General features: G+C 42.2%; 10 protein-coding genes. 2 read left to right on the forward strand and 8 right to left on the reverse strand.

Going from position 1 to position 13,409, the window contains the following annotated elements; genetic code table 11:
• Window positions 1–127: 127 nt before the first annotated feature.
• The 8 genes from pnp to rimP form a co-directional block, all read right to left on the reverse strand.
• Window positions 128–2,248 carry a polyribonucleotide nucleotidyltransferase gene (pnp, locus tag FCN14_RS04880; RefSeq protein ID WP_138429954.1) on the reverse strand — a complete coding sequence of 707 codons (2,121 nt, stop codon included), beginning with the start codon at window positions 2,246–2,248 and terminating at the stop codon, window positions 128–130.
• 166 nt (window positions 2,249–2,414) lie between these two features.
• The gene (gene rpsO, locus FCN14_RS04885; RefSeq protein WP_138429955.1) at window positions 2,415–2,684 is read right to left on the reverse strand and encodes a 30S ribosomal protein S15; all 270 of its coding nucleotides are present in this window, start codon (window positions 2,682–2,684) and stop codon (window positions 2,415–2,417) included.
• 98 nt (window positions 2,685–2,782) lie between these two features.
• Window positions 2,783–3,718, reverse strand: a complete 936-nt coding sequence (locus FCN14_RS04890) for a bifunctional riboflavin kinase/FAD synthetase (RefSeq protein WP_138429956.1) — start codon at window positions 3,716–3,718, stop codon at window positions 2,783–2,785.
• Between the two features lie 38 nt (window positions 3,719–3,756).
• Window positions 3,757–4,518, reverse strand: coding sequence for a tRNA pseudouridine(55) synthase TruB (truB, locus tag FCN14_RS04895; protein WP_138429957.1), 762 nt, complete (start codon window positions 4,516–4,518; stop codon window positions 3,757–3,759).
• Between the two features lie 8 nt (window positions 4,519–4,526).
• The gene (rbfA, locus tag FCN14_RS04900) at window positions 4,527–4,907 is read right to left on the reverse strand and encodes a 30S ribosome-binding factor RbfA (RefSeq protein ID WP_138429958.1); all 381 of its coding nucleotides are present in this window, start codon (window positions 4,905–4,907) and stop codon (window positions 4,527–4,529) included.
• Between the two features lie 34 nt (window positions 4,908–4,941).
• Window positions 4,942–7,983 carry a translation initiation factor IF-2 gene (gene infB / locus FCN14_RS04905; protein WP_138429959.1) on the reverse strand — a complete coding sequence of 1,014 codons (3,042 nt, stop codon included), beginning with the start codon at window positions 7,981–7,983 and terminating at the stop codon, window positions 4,942–4,944.
• A gap of 102 nt (window positions 7,984–8,085) precedes the next feature.
• Window positions 8,086–9,342: a transcription termination factor NusA gene (gene nusA / locus FCN14_RS04910; protein WP_138429960.1), complete on the reverse strand. Its 1,257-nt coding sequence runs from the start codon at window positions 9,340–9,342 to the stop codon at window positions 8,086–8,088.
• A gap of 24 nt (window positions 9,343–9,366) precedes the next feature.
• A complete protein-coding gene (gene rimP / locus FCN14_RS04915; protein ID WP_138429961.1) occupies window positions 9,367–9,828 on the reverse strand; it encodes a ribosome maturation factor RimP in 462 nt (153 codons plus the stop codon).
• Window positions 9,829–10,111: 283 nt separating this feature from the next.
• Between rimP and FCN14_RS04920 the strand changes: the two genes are divergently transcribed.
• Both FCN14_RS04920 and FCN14_RS04925 read left to right on the forward strand, forming a co-directional pair.
• Window positions 10,112–12,997, forward strand: coding sequence for a WD40/YVTN/BNR-like repeat-containing protein (locus FCN14_RS04920; protein WP_138429962.1), 2,886 nt, complete (start codon window positions 10,112–10,114; stop codon window positions 12,995–12,997).
• A complete protein-coding gene (locus FCN14_RS04925) occupies window positions 12,942–13,388 on the forward strand; it encodes a DUF192 domain-containing protein (RefSeq protein ID WP_246043098.1) in 447 nt (148 codons plus the stop codon). Before FCN14_RS04920 ends, FCN14_RS04925 begins: the two co-directional genes overlap by 56 nt.
• The last annotated feature ends 21 nt before the right edge of the window (window positions 13,389–13,409 follow it).

Consider the following 13,409-nt stretch of genomic DNA (forward strand, 5'->3'; position numbering starts at 1 on the left):
ATATTCTTTTTAGGTGCGGGAGTTCAACTCCCTGGTAACTAGCTCATTAAATGGGGATAAAAATAAAACGCCACCCCGACTATTCGAGATGGCGCTAATATTATCATAAGTCAGGTAAAAATAAACGTTATCCCTGATCGCTGTCTTTATCAATCAATGCTTTACGTGAGAGACGAAGCTTTCCGCCATGTTCAACTTTAAGTAGTTTCACTTCAAGCTCATCTCCTACAGAAAGTACATCACTAACATTATTAACGTGTGAGTGATTGATTTCTGAAACGTGAAGCAGTCCATCTTTACCGGGAACAATCTCAACAAAAGCACCGTAGTCCTTAATGGCTTTTACAGTACCTTGGTAGGTTGCTCCTTCTTCGAGATGACCGACAATTCCTTCAATACGTTTCTTTGCTTCTTTGGCATTGGCAAGATCATCAGCAGTAATGGTAATTTTACCTACTTCGCGTTCTTCATCTTCTTCAACCCAGATTTCAGTATCCGTTTCTTTCTGAAGTGTCTGAATCACTTTACCGCCAGGCCCAATAACAGATCCGATTTCGTCAGCATCGATCTCCATATTTAAGAACTGGGGTGCAAATTCGGAAATCTGATCTTGTGGTTCAGTAATGGTTTCAGCCATCTTATCCAGGATATGCAGACGTCCTTTTCGAGCTTGCTCAAGTGCTTCTTCAAGCTTCTCAAAAGAGATACCGCTTACTTTCATATCCATCTGACAAGCAGTAATTCCGTCTCGGCTTCCAGCCGTTTTGAAGTCCATGTCGCCCATGAAATCTTCTTCTCCACGAATATCGGAGAGCACGACTTCTTTGTCGTCGCCAACAATCATTCCCATTGCAATACCTGCAACAGGTTTCTTCAACGGAACTCCGGCATCCATAAGAGCCATCGAACCACCACAAACAGAAGCCATAGAAGAAGAGCCGTTAGATTCTGTAATATCAGAAATAACTCGAATCACATATCCGAACTCTTCAAAAGAAGGCATCAACTTACTAATAGAACGTTCAGCCAAGTGTCCGTGACCTTTTTCACGTCGGCCGGGTCCTCGCATAAAACCAGCTTCCCCTACACTAAAGTTAGGGAAGTTATAATGCAGGAAGAATTTTTTATCTTCTTCAGTAAGTAAGGTATCTACTGCCTGTGCATCTTTTTGAGTACCAAGTGTCACAGAAACTAACGCCTGTGTCTCGCCTCTAGTAAAGATAGCAGAACCGTGCGTACGTGCTAAATAGTCTACCTGGGTCCAGATATCGCGGATATCTCCGGGAGTACGCCCATCAATACGCTTCTCTTTTTCGAGAATCATGTTGCGGAGCTCTTCCTTCTCAATCTTGCTAAGAATATCTTTGATATCTCCACCGGCATCCTCATACTCTTCAGTATCGGTAAGTTCTTCAACAACGCTGTCTTTAATATCTTTGAGACGTGAGCTGTATTCTTCTTTACCAAGCCCCACATTAACGAGATCACGAATCTTCTCGTCAGCAAGTTCGTGTACTTTTTCTTTTAGATCTTCATCAACCGGCTCAGGTTCGAATTCACGTTTTTCAACACCAAACTCGTCGCGAAGCTCTTCCTGGAATTCACAAAGCTTGATGATAGATTTGTGAGCAGCCTTGATGGCATCGAGCATCTCTTTCTCAGAGATCTCATCCATATCCCCTTCCATCATAATAACACTCTCTGCAGTACCACCGATAATCATATCGATGTCACTGTTTTTCATCTCACTAATTGTTGGATTGATGATAAACTCACCGTCAACACGTCCTACTCGGACTTCAGCGATCGGACCTGCGAAAGGCACATCAGAAATGTGCAATGCTGCAGAAGCACCAACACCCCCTAAAACATCACCATCATGTTCTCCGTCAGAAGAAAGCACCTTACAAACAATCTGTGTATCGAAGTTGTAACCGTCCGGGAAAAGTGGACGAAGACTACGATCAATTAAACGACTGGAAAGAACTTCTTTATCGTTTGGACGACCTTCGCGTTTAATAAAGCCGCCGGGAAACTTACCACCTGCAGAAAAACTTTCTCGCAAGTCAACTGTTAAAGGAAAAAATGGTTTGTCAGTAGGCTCTTTTGAACTTACAGCAGTACATAATACCATGGTATCGCCCATGCGTACTACTACTGCACCATCAGCCTGTTTAGCGATACGACCGGTCTCTATTGATAATGTTTTACCCGGTGCAAATTCTACACTTTTAAAATCTTCTTTCATCGTAATACTATATTCTATTTAAATTTCATTTCCTTGCAAAAACTAAATTGCATACACTCCCGTTTTTAACTGTTGCACAATTACAGGAGGGTATACTGCCTACAAGATTAAAAACGGATATAATACAGATAAAAAAGGCACGCTGATAATGCGTGCCTTATTTAACTTACTTTCGGATCCCTAGATCATCGATAAGCTCACGATACTTTTCAATATCATTGTCTTTTAGGTAGTCCAATAATTTTCTTCTCTTTCCTACCAACTTCAACAATCCTCTTCTAGAGGCATGATCCTGACCATTTTCTTTGAGATGATCAGTTAAATCGTTAATCCGCTCAGTAAATATTGCAATCTGAGCTTCTGTGGACCCTGTATTCTCTTTTGATCCACCGTACTTTTCGACAAGTTCTTCTTTGCGTTCTTTTGTTATTGCCATGTGTTAAATAAATTCTTATTTGCTTTACGAAAAAACTAAATTATAGACAAATCTTAGTAGCGGTCAAAGATAAGCTTTTATGTTTTCGTTTGCAATATTTAATGAGCGGCCAAGATCTCTTCGGCCTCTCTTTCATCATTTTGTAACTGACTAACAAGCTCATCTTGTCCCTCAAACTTTTTTTCATCCCTTATTCGCTTATAAAAACGCACCTGCACCTCTTTTCCATAAATATCTTTATTAAAATTAAAAAGGTGTACTTCTAGGGTTTGTTGCTCCCCATCAAAAGTTGGACGCACTCCAATATTCATCATCCCTTTATACCAATCGCCATTAATACGCACTTTTACAGCATAGACCCCACTCTTGGGAATAATCTTCTTGTTATGTTCTGGACGAATATTTGCAGTTGGAAATCCAATCTTCTTGCCGCGTTTATCACCGTGTACCACCATACCGTTAAGACGATAAGGTCTTTGTAAAAAGCGAGTAGCCTGTTCCATATTTCCCTCTTCGCTTATGGCATCCCTGATAGCCGTGCTACTTACAGTCTTCGTCCCTACCTCACGCTTTGAGACTACATAAGTATCAAAATCAAGTTCCCCTCCTATTTGCTCTATTGTTTCAATGGTTCCTTCACGATTACGCCCAAACTGATGGTCGTACCCAATTACAAACTCACTTACGCCTATCTTTTCATAGATTATATCCCGAACAAACTCTTCAGAACTCAACAGGGAAAAATCTCGGTCAAAGGGAATAACAACCATCGTATCGATGCCCAATTCATCCAAAATCTCGGCTCGCTCCTGCAGAGTTGTTAACAGTTTGATACCGGCCTCTCCGGGATTTATTATATCCCGTGGATGTGGATCAAAAGTCACAATGGCACTGCGGGCCCCTCTTTTTTCTGCTTTGTCAGCCACCGTATCCATAATAGCACGATGCCCTGCATGTACGCCATCAAAAGTACCAACAGTTACCACTGTATTAGGATTTTTTTCTACATCTTCTAAAAAAACCAAGTTGGCCATTATAGCTGTATTCTGTTTAAATTTATATTCCCTATAGGCTATTGATACATTACTTTCTGTTCATAATCCTTCACACCAAAAATATCTTCCATCTGCTGAATAGAAAGAGCATCTTTATTCTTAAAGTTCCCAATGGCTGTTCGCTTTAACCCAACAAGATGTCCCAATGAGTTTAAAGATCGAGCCAAATCATCAGCGAGAGTACGAATATAAGTACCTTTACTACAGTTAACATATAACTCTAATCGTGGCAGATTACATTCCAATATTTTAGTTTCTTCTATAATAACCTGCCGGGGCTTTCTTTTCACCTTTTTACCCTTTCGGGCTAACTTATAGAGGGGCTTTCCATTGTGTTTTAAAGCGGAATACATGGGTGGAATCTGAACAATCAATCCAGATAGTTCCTCTTCTAAGGTCTCTGCTATCGCCCCTTTCGTGATATGGTTAAAAGCAGCTCTCTTATCGGGAGTAGTCTCGGCATCGAGGCTCGGTGTTGAGGCACCGAAAGATATTTCTGCGATATATTCCTTATCTGCCTCTTGAAAAGCAGAAACAGTTCGTGTCCCATTTCCACAGCATAAAATAAGTAAACCTGTAGCCATGGGGTCAAGTGTGCCGGCATGTCCTACCTTCCTGATATCCAGACACTTGCGTAGGAATTTAACAACATCAAAGCTAGTCCACCCCTTAGGTTTTTCAACTAAAAATGCTGATCCATCATTAAAATTGAAAGAAGGATCCGGTCGATTTTTCCTTGAAAAGATAGGCAGTTCATCAAGAGGTATCGCTCTGGGCATCTAGGATATTAATTCTCTTCCTGGTCTTTGTTTTCTCGTTCCTGACGTTCCTTACGGATTTTCTGGAAGAGGTTTTCCATCTTCTCTACATGCTCTGCCGTTTTATCATTTATAAAATGAAGCTCAGGAATACGCCGTACCTGATGTCGAATCTTCTGTGCTAACTCTTTCCGGATTTCAGCATTTTGCTCTTCGATGTGGGCAAAAAGCGCATCTTCATCCTTTCCCGGGGCATACACACTTAGCAACACCTTAGCCATCAATAAGTCTGGCGTCACATCCACTTTTGTTACCGTTACAAACGAGCCGCTGCGTTGGTAACCTTTTTGGATTATTTTACCCAAATCACGTTTTATTACGGCTCCCAACCGTTCTGTACGAATACTCATAACAACAAATCTTAAACGTTACTGTGATCGATCGTTAGTCATCACTTTTGACATCTTCGAGTCGACGCTTCTCCTCGATCACTTCATAGTTCTCTATAACGTCACCTACCTTAATATCATTGTAGTTGACGATACTGATACCGCATTCGTATCCGGTTTGCACCTCTTTAACGTCCTCTTTAAAGCGCTTGAGTGCATCAATTTCACCGTCATAGATAACGACACCATCGCGTACAACCCGTACCGGGTTATTACGTTTAATCTTGCCATCAGTCACATAACAACCGGCAATAGTTCCAACACTTGACACTTTGAAGATTTCACGAACTTCTGCATTTCCAGAGAGCTTCTCGCTAATTTCAGGAGAAAGCATACCTTCCATTGCATCTTTAACCTCATCAACAGCATCGTAGATAACGCTAAAGAGTCGTATATCGATCTCCTCTTCTTCAGCTACCTGTCGAGCATTTGATGTCGGACGCACCTGGAATCCAATGATAATCGCATCAGAAGCAGAAGCCAACAGCACGTCAGATTCTGTAATAGCTCCCGCACCGGTATGGATTACTTTAACCGATACTTCTTCGTTACTCAATTTCTGGAGTGCACCGGAAAGCGCCTCAATAGAACCGTCAACATCTGCCTTAATAATAAGGTTAAGATCCTCAACCTCACCAAGGGCAAGACGTCTGGACAAGTCATCGAGACTTAAGTGCTTAGATTTACGCAATTCATGTTCACGTCGAATCTGTTGTCGTTGGTTGGCAATCTCTTTGGCTTTCTTCTCATCTTCGAGCACAACCAATTTATCACCAGCCTGTGGAATATCATCAAAACCGGTAAGCTGTACTGGTTCTGATGGTCCTGCTGCTTCAACACGTTCTCCAAGCTCATTTTCCATTGCCCGAACACGGCCGTAGCATGGACCGGCAACAAATGAATCACCAACTTCAAGCGTACCATTCTGAACAAGAATGTTCGAAACAATACCTTTCCCTTTATCAACGCGGGCTTCCAGCACAACGCCATCTGCCTGTCGGTCCGGATTGGCTTTTAGCTCCATCAATTCTGCTTCAATAAGAACCTTTTCGAGCAGATCCGGAATACCTTCCCCGGTTTTAGCAGATACTTCTGCGGCCTGGTTTGTACCGCCATACTCCTCAACAATAACATCGTGTTCGGCCAACTGCTGTTTAATCTTATCCGGATTGGCACCGGGCTTATCCATCTTGTTAATCGCAACAATAATAGAAACGCCGGCTGCTTTAGAGTGATTAATAGCCTCAATAGTCTGGGGCATCACCGCATCATCAGCAGCAACAACAAGAATTACAATATCCGTAGCCTGTGCACCACGCGAACGCATAGCAGTAAAGGCTTCGTGACCCGGTGTATCAAGGAATGTAATAGGTCGTCCATCATCTGTTTCTACCTCGTAAGCACCAACGTGCTGGGTAATACCACCGGCTTCGCCTGCAGCAACCTGTGATTTACGAATATAGTCAAGCAGTGATGTTTTACCGTGGTCAACGTGACCCATAACCGTAATAATTGGAGCTCGTGGCTCTAAATCTTCCGGATCATCCTCTTCAAGCTCAATTTCTTCAAGGCCTTCATCAGCATCAACAAATTCAACTTCATAATTATATTCTTCTGCTACCAACTCAATAGTGCTGGCATCCAGACGCTGATTAATTGACACCATCATACCCAGATTCATACAGGTTGTGATAACATCATTGGGTTGCACATCCATCAAATCAGCAAGATCACTGACCGTAATAAATTCGGTCGCCTCAATAATTTGATCTTCTAATTCTTCGAGCTCTGCCTGCAGCTCTTCTTCCTCTTGTCGCTCTTCTTTTCGCTTACGTCGGCGTTTCTGTCGCTTACTACCAACCGTCTCGGAAGACTGCATCTTCTGCAGGGTTTCCTTCAGTTTCTTTTCAACATGCTCTTCGTCTACGCCGCCTCCGCGTCGTTTCCGCTTTTTCTTCTTCTTACTCTTCTTTTTACTCTTTTTCTTCTTCGAAGAGTCTTTTTTGTTCTTATCCTTTTTGCGGTCTTTCTTACGCTTACGTTTCTTACGTCGCTTGGGTTTACTGTCGTCTACCTTCACTTTTCCAACGACCTTTGTCCCCTTCAGGCGACCGGCTCTTCCACGGATGACACCCTGTTCTTCCTCTTCTTCGTCCTCCTCTTCTTCATCGTCTTTTTTACTTTCCTTTTTCTTAGACTCTTCTTTCTTATCGTCTTTATCTTCGTCAGAGTCTTCTGATTTTACTTCCTTCTGCTCAGATTTTTCAGTATCGCTATCTTCGTCAGGCTTATCTTCAGTCTCTTTGGCCTCAACTTGTTCCTTTTCTTCCTCAGATACAGTCTTAGTTTCAGCCTCTTCTTCAACTTTCTCCTCAACTCCAGATTCTTCCTTTTCTTCAGAAACTGTTTCTTCTTTTACCTCTTCTTTAGCCTCATCATCTTGAGCTTCGACCTCTTCTGGACCTTCGGCCGTTTCTTCTTCTGGCTCTTCCTCTTTTTCAACTTGTTCAGCTTCTTCATCTTCAGAAACTGTTACCTCTTCGGTTTCTTTTTCCTCTTCAGCTTCTTCGACAGTCTCATCCTGTTCTTGCTCAGATTCTGCAGATTGTTCTTCATCCTGTTCTTCTTGAGGCTCTAACTGAGGCTCCGCAGCAGCTTCTTCTTCCTGCTTCGGTTCTTCCTCCTCATCCTGAGATTTAATCCCTTCAACCTCTTCTTCATCCTCAGGCTCAAGCGGCATATCCTCTTCGAGAGGTTCAAGGTAGTCTTCTACCGAAACGCTTTCGTTACGGCTCGATCGAATCTGATTTCGACGATTTTCGTACTCCTCTTTTGCCTTTTCATGCTCTTTACTTTTGGCTTTATCAACGCCGTACACCTCTTCTAGCGCCTCATACATTTCGGGCGTTATCTTGGAATTCGGTTTATTAGCAATTTCAAAGCCTTCATCCGACAACGAATCTACAATAGATGAAGTAGAGACGTTAAATTCGGATGCAACTTTAAATAAACGTTTTGGCTTGGCCTTTCGGGACATAAAATTTATTTCTGAAAGTACGTTCTAAAGTTTTCTGTTAAGCAGTTCGCTTATATATGTACTGTATAAGGTAAAACAGGATTATCGGAAATGTAAGTTCAATTACAACTCCTCATCTTCAAATTCATAAGCAATAATATCAATAATTCGCTCTGCCTGGTCCTCGGTAATTTTGCCTTCTGTTCGGCGAACAATCTCTTCTTCGTCCAGATCCAGTACCTGGCGAGCAGTATCACAACCAATCTCGTGTAGAAGCTCAATCACTTCGGGTCCAAAATCGATTTCAAATTCTTGCAGATCGATATCATCTTCTTCTTCAACTTCACGATACACATCGATTTCACAATCGGTTAATTTTGATGCCAATCGGATATTAACACCACCCTTACCAATGGCTTTTGACACCTCATCAGCCGGCACAAGTACTTTTGCATGCCGTCCTGCATCACTGAGGTCTACGCTCAACACCTTCGCAGGCTGCAGCGCTCGCTTAATAAATTCATGCTTGTCATCGGTATAGTTGATAACATCAATATTCTCGTTCTGAAGCTCCCGCACAATGGCATGAATACGAATTCCCTTCATTCCCACACACGCCCCAACAGGGTCTACGCGTTCGTCATGTGAGCGTACAGCCACCTTTGACCGGTCACCGGGATCGCGTGCAATACGAACGAGATCGATAATACCGTCAAAAACTTCTGGAATCTCATTCTCAAAAAGGCGCTCGAGAAATACCGGTGATGTTCGAGAAATAATAACCGAAGGGTTGCCATGATATCGTTTTACTTCTTTAACAACGGCACGGATTGTATCCCCTTTACGGTACCTATCTTTATATATCTGTTCATCTTTCGGCAGAACCAGCTCAACCCCATTATGGTTAACGAGCATTTCACGATTGCGAATCTGGTACACATCACCAAGTACAATCTCTCCCACCCGATCCGAGTATTCTTCAAAAATATTATCTTTCTCAATCTCTCGTATTCGTTGAGCAAGCTGCTGGCGAGCCATCATTACCGCACGACGTCCAAAGTCCTGGATCGAAAGTTCTTGTGCGTATTCATCGTACAGTTCAAGATCCGGATCATTCTTCTGTGCCTCTTCCAAGGTTATCTCTTGCACCTCGTCAGTCAGCTCCTCTTCGGGTACAACCTCACGAATATGCAAGATCTGAATCTCACCCCGATCCGCATTCAGGATAACCTCAAATGCATCATCAGATCCATACTTTTTGCGGATCATTGTGCGAAAAACATCTTCCAAAATCGACAACAAAAGATCCTTGCCAATATCTTTGTCTTTCGCAATTTCAGCAAAAGATTGAATAATTTGTTTTGAAACGTCGTTTGACATCAGTGGGCTCCTGTATTCTTAAAATTATTTGAATGAAGGGATGATCTTCGTTTCTACCAGATCATCAAAAGGTACGGCAAGAGTCGATTCATCCTCCAACTCGATTATAATTTCATCTTCTAGAATTTCGTGCAAGACACCTTCTACCTTACAGTATTCACCATTTTCTTTGTACTTCACTTTTGCCTTTCGTCCCTCGTTCTTAGGATATTGTCGCCGATCAACAAGCGGTCGGCTTAATCCCGGAGACGATACATTCATTCGATATTTTCCTGAGAAAATATCATGCGCGTCCATCAAAAAGCTTATCTCATTACTGACATCAGCACACTCATCCATATTCACCCCTCGGTCTGAGGCATCTATAGAAATCCACACCTCCGGTGTATCACCACCTTTTATTTCCACGTCAATGAGGAAAAAGTCAGTGGTTGCAAGAACCGACTCAGCAACTTCTGCGATCTTATCTGTAACTTTGTTTGACACGATTTTGGCAATTATAGGTACAAAAAAAAGTGAGGACCTTTCGGTGCTCACTCAAAGCAATCAAAGATATCGTTAATCCGCCTAAAAAACAACTGATTTAAAATTGTATTTATGCAATTCTTATCTTTGAGAATCAGTTTTGCCATTAATTCTTATTAACACCTATAATATAGTAGACTATCTGCATTTATGCAGGTTTTTAAGATTTTTAATAAAAAATTTATATCAGCTTTTCCTATAATAGGATTCAAATCTGTTTCCAGGTAAACTTAAAAATAACATTATGCGAACGTTCCTGCTTTTAATTCTTAGCTTTCTCATTAGCCCATTGGCCCTTACTGCCCAAAATACCGATATCACCCCTACCACATCTGCCGAGCGTGCACAATCAATTGAACTTCGGCAACAAATGCGCAGCAACTCTATATTTAAAGAGTATCCACTTCGTAATATCGGTCCTGTTGTTATGGGCGGTCGTATTACCGACCTTGCTGTAGAAGAAGAAAAGACACGAAAATTTTATGTTGCTTTTGCGTCAGGGGGCGTTTTCAAAACTGGAAACAGTGGTAATACCCTTGAGCCAATCTTTGACCATCAGGGTACACTCACCATTGGTGATATTGCAATTTCTAATGCAGACAAAGATATTTTATGGGTTGGCACCGGCGAGAACAACAGCAGTCGTTCGAGTTATGCCGGAACAGGAATATATAAAAGTACTAATGGCGGTAAATCATGGGAATATGTTGGGCTTCGCGGTTCACAACATATCGGAAGAATTGTTACCCACCCTACCGATCCTGATATTGCATGGGTTGCAAGCCTTGGCCCCCTCTATTCTACTAATGATGTTCGAGGCGTCTACAAAACAACGGATGGAGGTCAAACATGGAAACAAACGCTTACCCCCGCCGACAGTACCGGTGTAATTGATTTAGCGATCCATCCCGACAATCCAAATAAATTGTGGGCAACTACTTGGGAACGGCACCGACAGGCATGGAACTTTGATGAAGCAGGTGAAGGTTCTGCCATATATCTCTCTGAAGATGGAGGCGAAAGCTGGAAAAAATCAATGACAGGCTTCCCAAAAGGTAAACATGTAGGACGTATTGGTATTGATGTCAGCGAGAGTAACCCCAATATCATGTATGCCTTTTTGGACAATCAGAAAGAATCGAAAACAAAAAAAGAAGTCGAAGAAGGTCAGCTAACGCAACAAGATTTTGTCGATATGAGCAAGGATAATTTCCTTGAAATCGATAATGAAAAGCTGAATAGTTTTTTGCGCAATAACGGCTTCCAAAAAAAATACACGGCTGAATCTGTAAAAGAAGACGTTCAAAATGGTGAATATACCCCCAAGGCATTAGCAAATTACCTAGGGGGCGATGCCAACGATGCTTTATTTAATACAAGTATTGAAGGTGCTCAGGTTTATCGATCTGAAAACGGCGGCAAAAGCTGGGAATTGATCAACAGTTACGATCTGGATCGACTAATCTTCACCTATGGATATTATTTCGGGGAAGTACGTATATCACCTGACAATCCCGATGAACTCTATATAATGGGTGTCCCTATGCTAAAATCACAAGACGGTGGAAAAACCTGGGACCCGATCGCTGAAAATCAGGATGTGCATGTTGACCATCAGGCCCTGTGGATCGATCCCACTGACTCTGAGCATCTATTGCTTGGTAATGATGGTGGACTCTACGAAAGTCACGATGGCGGCAAAAACTTTATCCATCACAACAATGCCTCGGTAGGTCAATTTTATACCGTAGCTGTTGATATGGAAAAACCATATAACGTATATGGTGGTTTACAAGATAATGGCGTTTTTACTGGTTCTTCGCAGGGGGCTCCCAATGACGGCAATCATTGGGAACGTATATTTGGTGGAGATGGTATGCATGTTGCCGTACATCCCGAAAATAGTGAGCTTGTATATACGGGTTTTCAGTTCGGCAATTATTTTCGCATTAACCGATCTGAAAATAACTACAACAAGATTACTCCCCGCCACGAAATTGGTGAAGCGCCCTATCGCTTTAACTGGAATACCCCAGTAGAAATGAGTAATCACAATCCTGATATTCTCTACTTTGGTTCGCAAAAAATAAACCGAACGATGGACGGGGGTAAAAGCTGGACAACGATCAGTCCTGACTTGACCAAGGATCTTCCTAGCGGAAACGTCCCCTATTCTACCCTTACCACCATTTCTGAATCACCACAAGACTTTAGTGTTATCTGGGCCGGTACCGATGATGGCAATATCCAAGTTACAAAAGATGGGGGGCAAAGCTGGGAGCTTGTCTCTGAAGACTTGCCCGAACAACGCTGGGTTAGTGAAGTACAGGCTTCTCCCCACGACCCTGCTACTGCTTATGCTTCACTCAATGGGTATCGTTTTGATGAATTCAAAACCTATGTTTATAAAACTACTGATTATGGCCAAAGCTGGCAATCGATCAAAGGGAATCTGCCCGAAGACGTTACAAATGTAATTGTTCAGGACCAAGAAAACCCCGAACTGTTATTTGCCGGCCTCGACCATGGTACGTATACAAGTTTTGATGATGGAAATAACTGGCATCTCATCAATGGTGTTCCTAACGTGGCTTCCTACGATATGGTGGTGCATCCTAGAGATAATGAGTTAGTGGTTGGTACCCATGGCCGCAGCGTTTATGTAATGGATCTGGAACCGGTTCGTACCGTTGCCAAACAATCCGACAAATCAGTCTTGGCACTAGAAACAGATAACGTTCGTTATTCCAACAGTTGGGGAAGCCGCAGCGTGGCTTATCGGCCTATAAACGAACCGGACGTAGAATGGTTATACTGGATTGGTGACGAAGATGCTAATAATAAAACAATCACCATTACGATTGAAAAAGAAGATGGTGACATGAAGAAAGAACTTACTGATAAAGCCAGCTACGGATTTAACACTTTCAATTGGAACCTACTAGTAAAAGAAGCGGAAAAAGACGACGAATTGAACACATACCTTAAGCCAGGTACCTATACAATTACTTATGAATTTAATGGATCTACTGATGAAACCACATTTAAGATTACTAGCCGTAATAACGGCAGTAATGCTTCTCAGCGCATGTTCTCAAGCCCAGAAGAAATCGAATTCGAAGAACACTAAAAAAGAAGGCCGAACGATTACTTTCGAGCGTTCGGTCTCTTTTCTGTCAACCCAGGGCGATACGCTCTCTACTGTAGAGGTTGCTATAGCGGATGAAGATATCGAACGCAATCAAGGGCTAATGGATGTACGAGACCTGCCTAAGTCAAAGGGAATGTTGTTTATATTTGAAAACAACGAGCCCCGAAGCTTCTGGATGGCCAACACCCCTCTTCCCCTAGATATTATTTTCGTAAACAACAATTATGAAATTGTTCGTATCCATCACAACACCCAACCCTTTTCAGAAAAGAGTTTTGCCTCAGAGAAACCGGCTAAATATGTAATCGAGACCAATGCCGGCTATTGTATAGCCCATGATATTCAAGAAGGCATGAAAGTCCATTTATAAGTTATAAATGGGACCCACAAG

Source organism: Fodinibius saliphilus (assembly GCF_005869845.1).
GTDB lineage: Bacteria > Bacteroidota > Rhodothermia > Balneolales > Balneolaceae > Fodinibius > Fodinibius saliphilus.